Below are 15,857 nucleotides of genomic sequence, written 5' to 3' on the forward strand. Positions count from 1 at the left end.
CTCAGCAATATCATTTCATCGTAAAACTCTGCTGCCCGGTATCGAATGCATAGTTTTTCGCGACGTCCCAATAAGTGAAGCTGTATTTCACCAGATCCCCTGCCTTGAGCCCGCTGGCTGCATAGCTGTTGTTGCCATTGGATTGTGTCATGCGGAAGTTTTGCTGGCCGCCGGAGTTGACTGTGTAATGCACGTCTGCCCACAACGACGTGTTGATACCAAACTGCAGTGTGCTTGCGTTGATTTGCGTGGCGCCGGCTGAAACCGGAGTTGGAGTCGGTGTGGGCGTAGGTGTCGGAGTTGGCGTAGGCGTTGGCGTAGGCGTAGGTGTCGGAGTTGGCGTAGGCGTTGGCGTTGGCGTAGGTGTCGGAGTCGGAGTCGGTGTTGGCGTGGGTGTCGGTGTTGGGGTAGGCGTAGGAGTCGGCACACCAGTGTCCCAAATAATATCATCGACCGCCCACTGGAAAGTGCTACCCGGCAGACTGCCATCGACACTGAAAATCTGGAATAGATCAGACATCGATTGTAAAGCGATCAGGTTGCCGGCGAGTGCAGAAATGGGGATGGTCGCCGTGCCCCAATTGCCGTCGCGCACCAGACCATAGCTCGCCACGCTTGCTAACAATATCTGAAACTCTGGCCTTGAGCCCGGATATACCAGGCCAGCGGACAGCATAAGCTATACTATAGAAATACATAAATGCAATATCTATATCTTTTTCGTATTGATAAAATATTTGAAGCGTAGATGTAACTAAATGATTAAACCTCTCCTAAATTATATTAATCTGGAAACTGGCAAGTGGATGGCGATTCATTATCCCGACTATCTGCCCGTCAAGCTAAAGCTTAAAAAGGGTGTTTTCGTAACGCGCAGTGTCTTTAGTAAAAGTGTTAGTGATAAGTGCCGCGTATCGATTTTACTTGAAGGAGATCAATCAAATAGCTACCTTTGGGCATTGATTTACTGGACAGCAGACGGGGACTCAATTGAGGACTTGGATGAACTTGGTTCTGAGGAAATTCTTGATTCTAAAGGATGGATGCAGCTTACCGACGAACGGTTAGTGGCAGACGACTTACTTTTTGACGGCAGAAGACTCTTGATTGTTGAGGAACCATCTTTGGAGCTTCAATCAACTGCGATTGCCGAATGGAAAAAAACTGAAATTTACTCAAAATCTAGGGAGCTTTTAGCTAAACAAATGCGAAAAAAAAATCCTTTAATTACAGATGAGGAAATTGATGCCGAAGATATGAAGGGCATAAAAGTAACATATACGCTTTGGCAAGCGATTGACGAAGTAATGATATTGAGCGAACAAGATTTATCTCATGCATCAGATTTTCTACTTAAGAAAATTTTTTACTTAGTAGAGAAATATGCTATCCCTTTCTTGGAAATAAAGCTAAGAAACAATTGATTAAGGTACGCGAAGAAATGCATGAATGCGAGACTTTCTTCGTATTCGTCGAGGTATTTTAGGTAGCGATTCGCGCGTATGGTAGTCCCCAAAAAAACGGTCGTAACCCCCTTACGACCGTTTTCTCTACAAAATCACCAATATCACTTCATCGTAAAACTCTGCTGCCCCGTATCGACTGCATAGTTTTTCGCGACGTCCCAATAAGTGAAGCTGTATTTCACCAGATCCCCTGCTTTGAGCCCGCTGGCTGCGTAGCTGTTATTACCGTTAGACTGCGTCATGCGAAAGTTTTGCTGGCCACCGGAGTTGACTGTGTAATGCACGTCTGCCCACGACGACGTGTTGATACCAAACTGCAGTGTGCTTGCGTTGATTTGCGTGGCGCTGGCTGAAACCGGAGTTGGAGTCGGGGTGGGCGTAGGTGTCGGGGTTGGAGTAGGCGTTGGAGTAGGCGTTGGAGTAGGCGTTGGAGTCGGCGTCGGCGTCGGCGTCGGCGTCGGCGTCGGCGTAGGTGTCGGCGTCGGCGTCGGCGTCGGCGTCGGTGTCGGTGTCGGTGTCGGTGTCGGCACACCAGAATCCCAAATAATATCATCGACCGCCCACTGGAAAGTGCTGCCGGGCAGGCTGCCATCGACGCTGTAGATTTGGAACAGATCAGACATCGATTGCAAGGCGATCAGATTGCCTGCGAGTGCAGAAATGGGGATCGTGGCTGTGCCCCAATTGCCATCTCGTACCAGGCCATAGCTCGCCACGCTTGCGGGGAAAGTGACCGAGCCCTGGTTGGTGTAGGTATCACCGATGCCGACTTTGAAGGCGACGTTGGCGGGTATCTTGATCTTGAATTTCAGCGTGCCATTTCTGTAGTTGCTCATGTCACGCACTTGACGCGATTGTATGCTGCTGCCAAACCACTGGTTGGCGGCGGTGTAGTTCCAGGCGATGACATTACTGCCTTCATACGGTGCGGTAGAGCCTGCCGACATGGATGCCTGGTTCCAGTTCCACACGTCAGAGCTGACACCTGCCGCCTGCTTGTTATTGACTGCGGTGAGATCGGTGAACACGCCAAATTTACCAACCTCGGGCACGTTAGGGTTACCCACTTTTACGGTGCCTTTGCCATCCAGCTCATAGACCCGCACATAATCGACATACATGGTGCCCGGTAAAGGTGTGGTCACTTGCGCTGGTGTTGCGGCGTCGGTGAAATTGCCACCTACTGCGAGGTTAAACAGCAGGTAATACGGCGCTTGCAGCGAAGTTGAATTGACTGGCAAAGGATTTTGATACATGTCGCGCTCTACACCGTTATCGATGACGGTAAAGCGCATTTGGGTATCGGTCCAGTACAGGCGGTAGGTGACGAAACGGTTGATCAAAGGCGTCGAGGCGATATACCAGTTTTTGGTTTGCCACGCGGTCGAAGCGGCACAACTGGGGTTGCCAGGCACGCAAGCGGCGTCCTGATAGGTGATGACGTTTGAGCCTACATAATTATTGATCGCCGGGTAGCCAGCCAGCGCCCGTCCTGCGTTGCTATGCCCCATTTCCATAATGTCGATCTCGCCGTTGCGCGGCCAGGTTTGCGGGCTGGTACCCAGCATCCAGGCGGCAGGCCACAGCCCTGTGCCAACTTGTGGCGTGCTGATACGCATCTCCACCATGCCGTACTGGACTTGTACTTTGCCCGCAGAAGAAATTTTCCCGGATGTGAAGACGTTGCTGCCTATGACCTGGTTTTTTGCTTGTATTGCCAATGCGCGCGTGCCAGGTTCAAACGGCACGTTTTGTATCGAGACATTGTTTGGGCTGTAGTATTCGAGTTCCTGATTACCGTAGCCGCACAAATTGATCTGGCAACCATTGCCATCATAGGCAGTCCACAAACCGGTGTTGAGGCTGGTGCCATTAAATTCTTCTGACCAGATCAGTTTGCCTATCACAGGATTAGTGACACTGGCATAGGCTTGCGAGCCATAAGCCAGCAAGATACTGGCCGCGATGGCGGTGAGTGTGCTGCTGCGTTTTTGCTTGTTGAGACGATAGTCCTGCCGATTCATCATGCCTCCGTTATTTTCAATTTTAAAAACAGGGTTTAGACGGATTGACATGGAAAACGCTGTCAACAACGTCTGTCTGAACTATGTGTAAAGACCATTGATATCAATTCCCGAACTTGCTTCCATTTAATTCATATTTTTGGAAACGTTTCCATTCGGGAATTTAAATAGTGATATTATTTTTATTTCTTGTCAATGAAAATTTTACATCTAGGGGTTTTATTACTCAGAAAGCAACATTACTATCCAGGCGGGTGCAAGGTGTTTATTGTGTGGCTGAGAATGTGCTACCAAGGGTGAGCAATACCGGCAGATCGAAAACGGAAGCGGGGTTGTAACCAAATCTGGTAGCCACAGATCTGCCCATCACCTGAACGCAACGCGGTACTGAGATGCTTCTGGAGTAGCTGTGCTAATGGGCGAAATCCAGCTTGATGTTTCGCCTGATACACATGGGTGAAGCTGCTATTCGCGCAAGCACACGTTGAAGCAAAAGGCACGACGGCATTTTGAAACAAGCGTGTGATGGCGCAGTAAATATTATCGCGGTGTGTTGCGAGTATGTTGTTCAGCTACTTGACTGCCGGAGGCTAATGGGTGACCCCAATTTTCCCTTGAGCACTGCTTAAGTAGCTAATAGCACCTTCTCGGCATCACAAAGCAAATCAAACGCATATGACAATCTAAAAGAGCCTTCTATAGGCTCCATAGTGTTTACGGACTCCAAAGAATTGAATACGATTTGAATCTTCTGAAAAACGTCTTCAATATATGGGTTCATCATGTCACGTCCCCAATATCGGCAATCCATGTCCTGACTGTCGTCTCCAATTGAATAATAAATTCGTTTGTTAATAAATTCAGAATTAGCATTGGTTAATTTCCGAGGAACAACAATGTTTGTTGAACTTAAAGGAGCATCTATCATTTCAATAATTTGTTGGGATGAAGAGGGTATATCCTGTAATGAAAAAAACAATACTTTAGATGAAAATCCATTTAAAACCGCCTCAAAAGTTCCAAATCCTTTCTTCCATTCACTCCTCCTTAAACAATATTTAGTATTCTCTGACATGCTGCTAGCGCCATATAACCCGTAAAAAATCGCCGAGTTATCTCCAAAGACTGAAATACCAGCCAATAAACCATACGCGATTTCCCCAACTTGTGGAAAGCTTGCACTTATCACTGTTGCATCATGCATAAAGCTTTTGGCAACAAATGTCGCATTTGAGGAGGATATAAATTTCTTTTCTTTCGGAGCAAAAAACATTGCCGAACTACCGTTTGCATCCTTTTCCCAATTTATTAATTTCATAGATATCACTCATTTTTTTGGAGGGCAAAAATGGTCAATATGTCCTTCATAAGATGGATTGCCTGAGCCATGACGATCCACACTCCAAATATTACCTTTCTTATCGACAGCAAGATTTCTCTTGGAGTCTCCTCTCCCATTATTTTTAACATCATGGGGATGTATCCCTTTTGTTTCACAATAGCTGTCGTCAGTAACGGTAATTTTTCCTTCAGGCTTTTCTGGAATTTCTTTTTCCTCGTCTTTGCCTTTTTCCTCGTCTTTGCCTTTTTCATCAGCTTTATTTGCCATCCAAGCAGCAGCGCGTAGGGTGCGTTTCAACGCACCACATGAAGGGCGTGAAAATACTTGAAGCACGCAACCCGGATAGATAGGCCCCATGGCCTGCATGTAATCGAGCGGTGTGTTGCGAGTATGTTGTTCGACTACTTGGCTACTGGGGGCTAATGGGTGACTCCGGCTTTTTGCTCTCCTGCATTAATGTTTGGAATTCATCAATTTCCAGCTCATTCTCGACCACTTGAGCGTGGACATCGATACAACAAGTATTGCACCGATCATTCCAAATATACTTTGCACTGGCTCTCCAACCGCAAACCAAATTACCGTCGTTGTCATTGCTGTAAATGAATATAAAATTACTGCGATTTTTTTCCACCTCCAAATACCGGCGATTGCCAGTAATCTAAGGAGGGAGGCAATTAGTAAACAGTAAGCGGACCAACGTGGGTATTGAAAGATTAATCGTTGCCATGACAATCCATATACTACCACCATGGCTATCGCCGCTATCGTTAGAACAACCAGGATTAAAGTGAAAGAAATTCCTCGATTAGCCATATCAACAAAAGACTGATCCGAACTTTTTTCATTATCCTTTATTTCCATATCAGCCTCACTTCATTACAACTACTAAAATTGCAATTTAAATTTCAACGCGTACGTTGCGTTACAACGCACCACATGAAGGGCATGAAAATACTTGAAGCACGCAACCTGGATAGATAGGTCCCATGGCCTGCATGTAATCGAGCGGTGTGTTGCGAGTATGTTGTTCGGCTACTTGACTACCGGGGGCTAATGGGTGCCCCCGGCTTTGTGACCCCGCGCCCCAGTTATTGCCCGCCTGGTTTGAAATGTATGAATGTCATACCTTTCCCCTTATCCAAGGCCGAAATCACCTACCTTTTGCATACCGAACGCATTGATTCATTACTCACAACTGGCCAAAAGAATTTTCTTTCATACCAATCTTCAAAATTAAGATTTATCGTTTCGGCTATAAAAATACCTTTGCTATTAATTTCTGCAATTGAGCCAAATACTTTCCCAATGTGGTCTCCTTTTATTGCGATGAAACGCTCTCCTTTTATATTCTTGAAACAAGCAATCCATCCTCTACCGTCCATCCCAGTTCCCACAAGAGCTAAATCACCATATTCATATTTTTCCAACACTCCCAATGTCAAAGTTGCAAATGAGGAAATGCACACCAATAGTAGAATTAGCGTGACTGCTAGTTTTTTGGGCATTTGCATTGTTTTGGACTTCCCATCGGAACAGGACGTGATTTCGCGTCTTTCCCGTTGTTCCATTTTAATATTTGTTTGTAGGTAATCTTTCCTTCAGCGGGTAGGGTGAATTAAAACGCACCACATGAAGGGCATGAAAATACTTGAAACAAGTTCACCCGGGTAAATACTTCCTCTGGTCTGTTTCTGTCGAGCGGTGCGTTGTAACACACCCTACTGGCTGACTGAGCACTGAACAAAGCAAGCGACAGGACGCTTACATACTCCTTGAAAAATTCTCTGGGAAAATCACGTTCAAAGGTTCTAAAGGTAACCCAGAACGACCCACATGCTCATTCATCGAGTCAATTTCGTGTTCATATTGTTCTCGGTCAAAAAAATATTGAAGTGTCTCATTCCACATCTCTATTTTCCAGCACACAATCGTATCATTAATTTCAACCTCAACCCCTTCCCAACCACCATCTTCAGCTATGCCACAGGCACATGTAAATATTAAGTAGCGAGCGGTACCAAGCTTACTTTTTTTCAACTCATCAAAATAGATTAACGAGTCTTTAAAATGCTCGTTTTCATCAATATCTTCACCATCAATTACAGCTTTGACGATCGCAACATCGCAGAAATTAATGCCGTGTTTAATCTGATGTCTTCCATCAGATAATTGATCTAAATATAAAATTAAAGTATTCATCTAATTTTTCGAATGCCTGGTAGTACAAGCTCGGGTCAGCGCGAAGTATGCGTTACAACGCACCACATGAAGGGCATGAAAACACTTGAAGCAGGTTCACCCGGATAGATACTTCCCCTGCCCTACATCTGTCGAGTGGTGCGCTGTAACGCAGCCTACTGGCTATCTTTCGGACCGAAGTCTTCAAACTTCTGGCGGCGACATCCTCGATACCGAATCAATCTCTACTGAAGCTTGAAATTTAGAAAGTAACTCTATAGTTTCCCTCGACAATGAAAATCCGCAAGGAGATTCATTGTCATGAAATTCGCAAATGATCGTCACGTGAAAATGTGAAAATGCACGGACTTGATTGAGCGCAGGAAGTATCACTTCGTACTCTCGCAAAAGAGGCACTATCGAATCTGTTGGAAACGACGTATACGATGCTCTACGGGGAGTGCGCCATTGCCAAGACTTTGGGTCGCAGGAAGATTTCAATTTACTACCCATCTCATATACAATCGCCTCAGAAAGACTAACCTTCATCGAAAAATTTTTTATTATTTCTTCAGATGCAATTAATCCAATATATAGCTGGCTCCTCACTGCTCATTCTTTCATAAAAGATAGGCTCACGCATGCGGCGTTGCAACGCCCCCCTACTGGCTCTGATTAACGTAACCACACGTTGAAGAAAAAGACTCTCCGGCATTTTGAAACAAGCGTGCGATGGTGTAGTAAATTTTATCGCGATGTGTCGCGGGTATGTTGTTCGGCTACTTGACTACCGGGGGCTAATAGGTGACTCCTGCTGCAGTTAAAGACCTTTCTATCTTGCAAAGGTATAGATAAATATCTTCGTTAGAATGCCGCAAATTTGGAAGAAGCGATAGAAAATCATATTCCGGATTTTTAATCGCCCACGCTAATGCCTCAAAAATTCCTTTTAGCTCTTCTTCGTCATAGACTTCTTGCAGAGACCGTGAATCTTCTACAGACAGTCCTGCAAAGTCAGCTACGTCATCAATATAATATAAGTTATATATAGGTATTCTTAAGAAATTTATATTTATGTTCATTAGAATCCTGCTCCTACTTTTACGTTGTTCAAATTCACACCATTTCCACGCAGCTTATTCAAGAATTGATTCAACTGCTTAGCGCGTAGAGTGCATTGCAACGCCCCCCCCTACTGGCTACTACATTTAAGACATAGCGCTTAATTTATTTGCGCTTCAAGTTTTAAAATGGCTTGTTTGAGAAGCTTTGGTGAATCGTCACCCCAATCATCAAGTAATTGCTTTAATCTCGGCAATGCTTTTTTATCTCCTAAATTACCTGCTGCTTCAAAAAGCTCAGCATTTATTTCGTCTTGATTTAACTTATCAATTAACACTGACAGTATACGTAGGTCTTGCCATCTCGCTAGTGCGCAGATGATATTTTCCGACACTTCGTCATCCGTAGTAGTAACTAATTCAAACAAGCGATTTCTCACATCAAGAGAGCTAACGTCAAGGAGCCTTAAGCCTAGAATAGCCCAAGAAGCTACCTCATCATCTGCGTCATACGTCAACTTCAATAAAGGGACGGAGCCTCTTTTATCGTGAATATTACCAAGCGCAAAAGCAACGCAAGCACGTATTCCTGCGTCTTTGTCGTTTGCGGCATCTGCCAAATATTCAAAACAACTATTGTCCTTAAGATGACCAAGTGCAGAGATCACTTCTGCTCTCACGCTCAAATCAATATTTTTTTTCGCCAAATCAACTAATAGTGGCACTGTCTCTACTGAGAAAGGTCGATCAGGAGTACCTAATTGCCCCAAGCAAAATACCGCAACTTTACGATACGACTCGTTCTCGCATCTAAGAAGATCAGTCAAATATATAAAAGTCTCTCTTGATGCACCTTTAAGTTGAAGATATTTAGCAGCAGTATATTGCCGAAGTATATTCGTTACATTCAACTCAGCGCGCAATTGCTGGACGCTAAAGGACTCCATTTCCTTCCAAACTTCAAACTCCATATCTTCGAGACGTGAATCATTGGGATTCATTATCAATTCCTTTATTGCATTGCGATCATGGGCACTTCTTGATCTTATCTTTTGAGGCACTAGATGGTCTGCAACGCGGACGGTGCGTTATAACGCTCCCTGCTGTCTAATCTGAGTTACGTGAGCTGGCTTTTTCGACCAATTCGATGGCGTCAGTATCAACAGCAATTGCGTGAACTTCCGTCGCCCCGTCTTGCCTTTTCCAAGTCAGACTTACCCAAACCAGACCATCTTCATAGACATCAAATACAGGCAAGACTTGACCAAGCATTGACGAAACATCGGCATGTTCATCTCCAGCCAATCGCTTTAGGATAGAAGGGCGAATACGTAATAAACGAACTAAATCATCATTCTCAACAATATTGCCAAATCTATCTGATCCAAGGTATTTTTTCATTTTTCTCAATTTTATTAGGATTGTAATTGTGAAAGCAGAGTCAGGTTTTACCTTGCGACATTTATGGGTTGTTCGACATTTTTGGGTTGTTTGTAATCTCCGATTTACAAGTACAACTCCAATATGGCTCTCGTGAAAATGAGGATTTTTTCTCAAATGCCAGCACTACCCTACTCACAGTGACATATCCAGTAGGGTGCTTTATAACGCACCCTGCTGGCTGGTCGGTATGACTAAAGTTTAGGTGCGTCCGTCCCCAAAAAAAGTGCCTGCTCCACAAGCTTGCAGAGCAGGCACCTATTTCTGCTACTTCTGTCTCTATATCAATTGCCGCAAGAGCCGTTACCACTCGCATCTATATAAACAACGCTGCCGGCATTACACATTTTCATGCCACTGCTTGATTGCACCCAATTGGCACCAGCCAGGGTGCAGCTGCTCAGATATCCATCAGAACGCAATTCCAGAGAGGCATTTTCTTTACACGTGTATGGCACCACCGTGTTACTGCCATAGCGGCCATAAACATTGATGGGACTTGCCAGGGTGCAGCTGGACAGATACCCATCCTCCTTGATTTCTACCAGACTGTTCGCCTTGCATGTATAGAATTGCGTGCCATTTGGAGCGTTATGACCGCCCACCTGGATATTGTTAGTGATAATGCAGCGATTAAGAAAACCGTCGGCATAAATAACCACTGGCTGACTAGAGGAGCAGGCATAAAATTGCGCGCCATTGCCCCCCGTCTTGCCCTGAAGCTGAGTGCCATCCGCCACTGTGCAACTTTGCAGATAACCATTGTCATATAGCGTCACCAAATGCCCGGCCTGGCACAGCACGTTGCGTGACGGTATATCGTAATACTTGTTATACGCTGGCATCTCCGTTGCCGCGATACTGCTTTGCGTCGCAAGCAAACCCGACAGCGCTAAAACCGTAATAGCGCGATATTTACTAATTGCAAAAGTATTCATCATTTTCCTTAAACATAGATTTAAATTAAAAACTGAATTCTCAATAAGTGACATCATGTTGATGATGTTTGCACAACTAATTTCCGTATTGCAATTATAAATTAGTTCACTTTTCTTATATTGTCAAGTTTATAATTTTCGTATATTAAAGATGCCCAGCTATTCGCTCATGCAAATCCTGCGGATACGATGACGAAACGTAATCGTCGAACAGGCGCAGCCATGAGGCTTAATGGCTGTTCAATTTTATTGGCATGTAATCCATGAAAATAGAATGCTCAATGATTTGATTCAAAACCAGATATCAAAACCAAGTTCTATTTCTAGCAGACTTAATGCTGATAACGTGGAAACATCGAAGTACGGGCCACCATTTCCACTCTTTGACTCCCAATAACAATAAATGTCTGCCGACCAACCATTCTCGGCAAGTACTTTTAATGCTCTTCTTTTATCCTTGAGATCAGAAACCAGCTCCCATATATGAGCCCTGATATCTTTAGAATTCAACCTATCTTTAGTAGATAAAAACCAGCCGCTAATCGTGTAAAAAGCATCCCGTTTAGGAGCGCCAACAACCTGGTATCTAGTTGGCACAAGCTCCAATTCACTTGTAATTTCATCCGGGGATTGAGTTGCATGATAAAACCTTAGCGTGGCATAACACCTTTTACAGCTAGTCATTGAATGCTTGAATTGCGGTGGGGACAGCGTGAAATTTGATGATGTCATGAGAAATAGCTGCTTCTTTAAAGAAAAAATGAGGTCAGGCGCGTGGGGTGCCTTGTAACGCGCCCTGTTGGCTACAGCAAGCAGCAACAGCGCATTACTCCCACTGTTGCTGCGTTCACAGCATCATGAACACTGAACAGGGCAGCAGCATAGTCTGACGCCGTTTTACAAACTACGCTGCGGCAACTGCGGCATCAAGCAGATCAGGGCGCGCAGTCAGTTTCTCGTGGTCTATTTTAAGCGGGTCAACTTGCCACCATTCAGGAACCCAAACTGACATATGTTCAAATGAACGGCATCTTGAACACCATTCCCAATAGCTGCCTGATCCTTTGACCTTTATTCCCTGTATTTCGCGCGGTTCGGCCCTTCCCAGCGCAAAATATCTGAATAGCGAATTTGCGCCACAAACTGGACACGCGGCTGCTAAGTGCATACCTTCACTCGGTGGAGATAACTGAAATATATCTTGCCATTTCTTCGAGTGCTCCAACGGCACTCCTTTCCATTCCAATTCTAACATTTATCGATTCCCCCTAATCCAATCCTCAAGTGCATTTCCAGAACCATATACGCTTCCATCGCCAGGCCGAGAGAAATCATTACCATGTGGTTTATCGCAGCCATTTCTATTTGCGCCGCGAAGAAAATCACGTGCGTGACTCAACTCATGCGCAATGGTGTTCACTATGACTGCTTCACCGTTCATTACAACGCACCACATGAAGGACATGAAAATACTTGAGGCAAATTCGATCAACTCCACAATTGTAATGAAAGATACCCGCAATTTTGAATAGTGATAACCTCAGCAGGATTTTATGCAGATTTGATGTTACGCCAGATGCGCATCTGGCCTAAACTTTATGATTGAGAATCAATGCATTAAGTTCTTCTTCAAAATGGCATGCAGTCACAACTCTAAGCCCGTTCGTCCTTAATGCCGAAATGAATGAAGCCAATGAATTTATATATAACTGAGGGTCGATATTTTCATCATCAGGTTCTATTTCAAGATACAGTGGCCATTCAACAAAGTCATCTGGGTCTGCCATCATATTTGCATGCTCATTGACAAAAACATCTGCAGTAAAATACGGGCCATGCACCGACCTCATCTCAATTTTCCCACCAAGTATTACAGAAATAAGTTTTGCTAAAGAGATGTAATTGACATTTCCATTTACGTAAACTTTACAGTAAAGATCCAGGGAGATGGACATCTCATTATGTTGTTCAACTACTTGACTACCGGGGCTAATGGGTAACACTGTCTTTTGGCTGGCCCCAATCGTTGGAAGTGAGGTGCCACGTGAGGACTCAACAACGGAAGCTCTCTTGGTTCGGCCATAACGCTGAACAAAAAAATACACGGAAACGGCTATCAGCACGAAGGCAATTTGAATAGCGCCTTTCACTACACCGCTAGTTCTTTGTTCAAGAAACGCTACAACGGGCGAAAGCAATAACAGGCAACCAAATGCCGAAACTTCGCTGAGAGATTTAATTTCGGTCCAGAAGCGCCTTTTCCGCCAGAGCCATTTGGTGCAACGCATCGCAAGAACGGCTATCGCAATAATAATGACGGAGGCAATAGCATCCCGAATTGGGGATGTGCCATAGCCGAGCATCATGATAGGCATGACAAAGCACACGACCATAAGAAAAGCTGAGATCAGGGACAAAGTACGCAGGATAAAAGTCATGAAAAGACCTAACTTTGTTATCAGGAAACAGTTTTAGCGCCTACCATCGCCACTTGCTTTCGTCATATGGCTCTGTGAATTTTATAAGCGCGTGGGGTGCGTTGTAACTCCGCCTACTGGCTGAGATATTTCTGGATTCTGGAGTAGCTGTGCTAATGGGAAAATTCAGATTTATGTTTGCCAGATACACATGGGCGAAGCTATAATTCGCGCAACCACACGTTATAGCAAAAGCCACGACGGCATTTTGACGGGGGCGTGTGATGGCGAGGTAAATCGTGAATCAACCAAGCTCAAGGTACATTTTTTGAACATAACTTCTGCTCAACGCGACGATCGATTCTAATCAAATATCCATTAGGTCTAGATACAATTCCGGTTGTTGCAACAATTTCTGGAATGAACACATCTCTTCCACAAAAACTTACACTATTCTGCTTAAGATGAGATATCCAGCGATTGGATGTATCTTTTTCAAAAAACTGGATATCTTCAGTTTTTCCAGGTTTAATTTCGTAGCATCTTGTTTTCAATTCTGATCTGCATAAATGAATGGATTCATTCAGAGCATTTTCAATAGTGACCAAGTATTCTATCTTTTGCTCTCGAAGACAGGCAACCAGACCAATGCAAAAAAAGAACGCTATTTTAGGAACTCTTTGAAATAGAGATAAAGTTTTTGATATTGTCATGACTCGCCTTAGTTCTTTCATCTTGTTCAGCGCGTGGGGTACGCTACAACGCACCACATGAAGGGCAGGAAAATACTTGAAGCAGCCCCCCGGATAGATACTCCCTGGCCTACAGCTGTCGAGCGGTGCGTTGCAAAGCAACCTACTGTCTGGCTCACGGTCAGGGACTGTACCCATTTCTGCTAACGTTTATGCCTTGCTTTTTTTGCTTGAAGATGTCTTCAATTTTTGAGCCGGGCTGTCAAATTTCGCCAGTTCCTTTTCCATTTCTCTGGCCTTGTTTGTTTCATCGAGTTTTCTATAAACAGTGATGAGGGCCTTGGTGCACCGGATGAGAGTGTCTTTTTTGTTTATCTGCAAGGCGGCATTTTTTTCGTAGGCCAGTTCATAGAATTTTCTGGCATCCGGGAAGTTCGCTTTTGCCAGGTAAATTTCTCCTAGATACTCGTAGTAAGCGGGCAGTTCTTCATATCCGTAGATTGAATCATCCTTGAGTCTGTTTATCAGCTTGAGATAGTATCCTTCAGCATAATCTGTCTGGCCATTGATTTTATAGACATAGGCAAGATTTGCCATTGCGCTTGTCACAGACGGATGTTCAGGGGCAAAAAATTTCTGTGCAATTTCATAGGCAGTCAAATAATTGTCTTCCGCCAGGCCAAATTCTTTTTTGCTCAAATACAGACGTGCCAGATTGCTGTGTACCTGGAAAATCAGTTTTTGAGAAAATTGCTGGCTTTTACTTGAAGCCAGAATTTGTACGTACAGCTCACGTGCTTTATCGAACTGGGCTTGTGAATGCAAAATTTCTGCCAGAGTCAGCATGGTTGCAATGCGCCTGTGCTCGGTCTCTCGCTGCTCATTCAAGAGCTTCTTCATTTCAACCGGGTTTCCAGACAGTGCTTTTATTTTTGTTTGCAACTCTTCCTGCCTGCCATTAAAAAACTCCAGTCTTTTTTCTGCAATGCGGATAGCTTCTTTGAGATTGCCGTTTTTGTAGTTCGCGACGATGTCCTGATCATACAAAGACCCGCCGTTGGAAAATCTGATGTCATTTCCGTTTAACTGCTTGATTTTTTCGAAGGTTTTTTCGCCCTTGAGAAACTCATTCGTCAGATACTGGCTGGCTGCGAGCAGATATAAATTTTCTGACAAGTAGCCTTTATCATTGACATTATTTTGCTCCAGGATAGCCACACTTTGCTCAAAAAACCCGGCTGCATTAACATAGTCTTTAATCGTAAAGTATGACTCGCCCATCAGGGCATTGGCTTCCGCTTTTTGGGCAGGGGGCAAGGGTGAGCCCGGGCTGCCGCTATCCAGCAATGGCTTCAGCCTGGATTGTGCCAGGTCATGTCTTTTGCTTTCCAGATACAATCTGGCGAGGCCGAGCTGGAATTGCATGTCTCGCTGATAAAAGTTCGCATTTTTCTTTGCTATGGCAGATCCCAGCAATAAATAAGACTCTGCATATTCGCACCAGCCTCTTTTTATCAGTGCTTTTGAAGACGTGTCGATTTCTGCAAGTGCGGCTTCTGCCATGTTCCAGTTCGACAGGGCAGCCTGATGCTTGCGTATCGCTTTTTCTGCCGTGCTGAAATCCTGGATAAATGTTTGAAGCGCCAGGGCATGCAAGCGTCTTAATCCCTCTATGGAATCATCAGGTATGGCTGCCAGCTCAGACATGTTTCTATCGGTCGTGGCTTTACTCGCGGTGCCTGTCCGGCGTATCTGTACTTTGCAATCTTTGTCTGTCAGTTTGCCCAATTCTTGGGCCTGGACTGTGCCACATGTCATCGCTGCGGCGAGTAAAAAATACTTTATTTTTTTCATTCTAATCTCCAGACATACTGGAGCAAGTGTTTTTCTTGAAAAGGCTTACCACCTTTGGAATACGGGCGATAGATGCATCTCATGGTGGCCTGGAGGGTTGCATAATCCAGGTTGCGGAATCCACTAGTCTGTCTGATTTTTCCGTCGATGACGCTACCGTCCTTGCCAATGAGCATTTCCAGCCTGACGACGCCTGTTTCTTCATTACGCAAAGAGGCTCTGGGATATTCTGGCTTGCAGTTTTCGGCGGTCAGTAATTCACCGCCGACTTCTTCATCCATGAATCCGGGTTGAAAGCCGCTGTTTGCCGGTGTATCGGCATAGCTGGTGCCTGCACAGCACAGCAGAATGCCAATGGCAGGCAAGGTAGATACAAATTTCATGTGTTATCCAATAAAAGTCAGAGAACGATTTTACAATGTGGGCTTGTGTCAGGACAAAG

Annotated in this window: 18 protein-coding genes; 1 reads left to right on the forward strand and 17 read right to left on the reverse strand. The window is 44.6% G+C overall.

What is annotated here, in order from left to right:
• Positions 1-10: 10 nt before the first annotated feature.
• Positions 11-676, reverse strand: a complete 666-nt coding sequence (locus ACO0LI_RS17255; protein ID WP_423034019.1) for a hypothetical protein — start codon at positions 674-676, stop codon at positions 11-13.
• A gap of 82 nt (positions 677-758) precedes the next feature.
• On the opposite strand from ACO0LI_RS17255, the gene ACO0LI_RS17260 reads away from it, so the two are divergent.
• Positions 759-1,424 carry a hypothetical protein gene (locus tag ACO0LI_RS17260; protein ID WP_423034021.1) on the forward strand — a complete coding sequence of 222 codons (666 nt, stop codon included), beginning with the start codon at positions 759-761 and terminating at the stop codon, positions 1,422-1,424.
• Between the two features lie 143 nt (positions 1,425-1,567).
• On the opposite strand, the gene ACO0LI_RS17265 is transcribed toward ACO0LI_RS17260, so the two are convergent.
• The 16 genes from ACO0LI_RS17265 to ACO0LI_RS17340 all read right to left on the reverse strand — a co-directional run bounded on the left by ACO0LI_RS17265 (position 1,568) and on the right by ACO0LI_RS17340 (position 15,798).
• The gene (locus ACO0LI_RS17265; protein ID WP_423034023.1) at positions 1,568-3,490 is read right to left on the reverse strand and encodes a glycoside hydrolase family 16 protein; all 1,923 of its coding nucleotides are present in this window, start codon (positions 3,488-3,490) and stop codon (positions 1,568-1,570) included.
• 625 nt (positions 3,491-4,115) lie between these two features.
• The gene (locus ACO0LI_RS17270; RefSeq protein ID WP_423034025.1) at positions 4,116-4,808 is read right to left on the reverse strand and encodes a hypothetical protein; all 693 of its coding nucleotides are present in this window, start codon (positions 4,806-4,808) and stop codon (positions 4,116-4,118) included.
• A 9-nt stretch (positions 4,809-4,817) separates the two neighbouring features.
• Positions 4,818-5,198, reverse strand: coding sequence for a polymorphic toxin type 33 domain-containing protein (locus tag ACO0LI_RS17275; RefSeq protein WP_423034027.1), 381 nt, complete (start codon positions 5,196-5,198; stop codon positions 4,818-4,820).
• An 87-nt stretch (positions 5,199-5,285) separates the two neighbouring features.
• The gene (locus ACO0LI_RS17280; RefSeq protein WP_423034029.1) at positions 5,286-5,696 is read right to left on the reverse strand and encodes a hypothetical protein; all 411 of its coding nucleotides are present in this window, start codon (positions 5,694-5,696) and stop codon (positions 5,286-5,288) included.
• Positions 5,697-5,989: 293 nt separating this feature from the next.
• A complete protein-coding gene (locus tag ACO0LI_RS17285; protein WP_422953769.1) occupies positions 5,990-6,403 on the reverse strand; it encodes a pilus assembly protein PilP in 414 nt (137 codons plus the stop codon).
• A 193-nt stretch (positions 6,404-6,596) separates the two neighbouring features.
• Positions 6,597-7,034, reverse strand: a complete 438-nt coding sequence (locus ACO0LI_RS17290; protein WP_422953770.1) for a hypothetical protein — start codon at positions 7,032-7,034, stop codon at positions 6,597-6,599.
• 776 nt (positions 7,035-7,810) lie between these two features.
• Positions 7,811-8,095, reverse strand: coding sequence for a hypothetical protein (locus tag ACO0LI_RS17295; RefSeq protein WP_422953771.1), 285 nt, complete (start codon positions 8,093-8,095; stop codon positions 7,811-7,813).
• Between the two features lie 140 nt (positions 8,096-8,235).
• Positions 8,236-9,075: a HEAT repeat domain-containing protein gene (locus ACO0LI_RS17300; protein WP_423034031.1), complete on the reverse strand. Its 840-nt coding sequence runs from the start codon at positions 9,073-9,075 to the stop codon at positions 8,236-8,238.
• Positions 9,076-9,181: 106 nt separating this feature from the next.
• Entirely contained in the window at positions 9,182-9,475 is a 294-nt protein-coding gene (locus ACO0LI_RS17305) for a hypothetical protein (protein WP_423034033.1), read from the reverse strand.
• Positions 9,476-9,798: 323 nt separating this feature from the next.
• The gene (locus ACO0LI_RS17310; RefSeq protein ID WP_423034035.1) at positions 9,799-10,509 is read right to left on the reverse strand and encodes a hypothetical protein; all 711 of its coding nucleotides are present in this window, start codon (positions 10,507-10,509) and stop codon (positions 9,799-9,801) included.
• Positions 10,510-10,743: 234 nt separating this feature from the next.
• Positions 10,744-11,184: a DUF4279 domain-containing protein gene (locus ACO0LI_RS17315; protein WP_422953775.1), complete on the reverse strand. Its 441-nt coding sequence runs from the start codon at positions 11,182-11,184 to the stop codon at positions 10,744-10,746.
• Positions 11,185-11,356: 172 nt separating this feature from the next.
• A complete protein-coding gene (locus ACO0LI_RS17320) occupies positions 11,357-11,707 on the reverse strand; it encodes a hypothetical protein (RefSeq protein WP_423034037.1) in 351 nt (116 codons plus the stop codon).
• A gap of 334 nt (positions 11,708-12,041) precedes the next feature.
• Positions 12,042-12,890 carry a hypothetical protein gene (locus ACO0LI_RS17325; protein WP_423034039.1) on the reverse strand — a complete coding sequence of 283 codons (849 nt, stop codon included), beginning with the start codon at positions 12,888-12,890 and terminating at the stop codon, positions 12,042-12,044.
• 293 nt (positions 12,891-13,183) lie between these two features.
• Positions 13,184-13,582: a hypothetical protein gene (locus tag ACO0LI_RS17330; RefSeq protein ID WP_423034041.1), complete on the reverse strand. Its 399-nt coding sequence runs from the start codon at positions 13,580-13,582 to the stop codon at positions 13,184-13,186.
• Between the two features lie 189 nt (positions 13,583-13,771).
• A complete protein-coding gene (locus ACO0LI_RS17335; RefSeq protein ID WP_423034043.1) occupies positions 13,772-15,415 on the reverse strand; it encodes a tetratricopeptide repeat protein in 1,644 nt (547 codons plus the stop codon).
• On the reverse strand, positions 15,412-15,798 hold the full coding sequence (locus ACO0LI_RS17340; RefSeq protein WP_422953780.1) for an energy transducer TonB: 387 nt from the start codon (positions 15,796-15,798) through the stop codon (positions 15,412-15,414). The genes ACO0LI_RS17335 and ACO0LI_RS17340 overlap by 4 nt, the downstream gene beginning before the upstream one ends.
• Positions 15,799-15,857 lie beyond the last annotated feature (59 nt).

It is taken from the genome of Undibacterium sp. Tian12W (assembly GCF_049339405.1).
Taxonomy (GTDB): domain Bacteria; phylum Pseudomonadota; class Gammaproteobacteria; order Burkholderiales; family Burkholderiaceae_D; genus Undibacterium.

Coding starts and splice junctions, on each gene's coding strand:
- ACO0LI_RS17255 (WP_423034019.1), bottom strand. CDS start 676: ATGCTGTCCGCTGGCCTGGTATATCCGGGCTCAAGGCCAGAGTTTCAG.
- ACO0LI_RS17260 (WP_423034021.1), top strand. CDS start 759: ATGATTAAACCTCTCCTAAATTATATTAATCTGGAAACTGGCAAGTGG.
- ACO0LI_RS17265 (WP_423034023.1), bottom strand. CDS start 3,490: ATGAATCGGCAGGACTATCGTCTCAACAAGCAAAAACGCAGCAGCACA.
- ACO0LI_RS17270 (WP_423034025.1), bottom strand. CDS start 4,808: ATGAAATTAATAAATTGGGAAAAGGATGCAAACGGTAGTTCGGCAATG.
- ACO0LI_RS17275 (WP_423034027.1), bottom strand. CDS start 5,198: ATGCAGGCCATGGGGCCTATCTATCCGGGTTGCGTGCTTCAAGTATTT.
- ACO0LI_RS17280 (WP_423034029.1), bottom strand. CDS start 5,696: ATGGAAATAAAGGATAATGAAAAAAGTTCGGATCAGTCTTTTGTTGAT.
- ACO0LI_RS17285 (WP_422953769.1), bottom strand. CDS start 6,403: ATGGAACAACGGGAAAGACGCGAAATCACGTCCTGTTCCGATGGGAAG.
- ACO0LI_RS17290 (WP_422953770.1), bottom strand. CDS start 7,034: ATGAATACTTTAATTTTATATTTAGATCAATTATCTGATGGAAGACAT.
- ACO0LI_RS17295 (WP_422953771.1), bottom strand. CDS start 8,095: ATGAACATAAATATAAATTTCTTAAGAATACCTATATATAACTTATAT.
- ACO0LI_RS17300 (WP_423034031.1), bottom strand. CDS start 9,075: ATGAATCCCAATGATTCACGTCTCGAAGATATGGAGTTTGAAGTTTGG.
- ACO0LI_RS17305 (WP_423034033.1), bottom strand. CDS start 9,475: ATGAAAAAATACCTTGGATCAGATAGATTTGGCAATATTGTTGAGAAT.
- ACO0LI_RS17310 (WP_423034035.1), bottom strand. CDS start 10,509: ATGATGTCACTTATTGAGAATTCAGTTTTTAATTTAAATCTATGTTTA.
- ACO0LI_RS17315 (WP_422953775.1), bottom strand. CDS start 11,184: ATGACATCATCAAATTTCACGCTGTCCCCACCGCAATTCAAGCATTCA.
- ACO0LI_RS17320 (WP_423034037.1), bottom strand. CDS start 11,707: ATGTTAGAATTGGAATGGAAAGGAGTGCCGTTGGAGCACTCGAAGAAA.
- ACO0LI_RS17325 (WP_423034039.1), bottom strand. CDS start 12,890: ATGACTTTTATCCTGCGTACTTTGTCCCTGATCTCAGCTTTTCTTATG.
- ACO0LI_RS17330 (WP_423034041.1), bottom strand. CDS start 13,582: ATGACAATATCAAAAACTTTATCTCTATTTCAAAGAGTTCCTAAAATA.
- ACO0LI_RS17335 (WP_423034043.1), bottom strand. CDS start 15,415: ATGAAAAAAATAAAGTATTTTTTACTCGCCGCAGCGATGACATGTGGC.
- ACO0LI_RS17340 (WP_422953780.1), bottom strand. CDS start 15,798: ATGAAATTTGTATCTACCTTGCCTGCCATTGGCATTCTGCTGTGCTGT.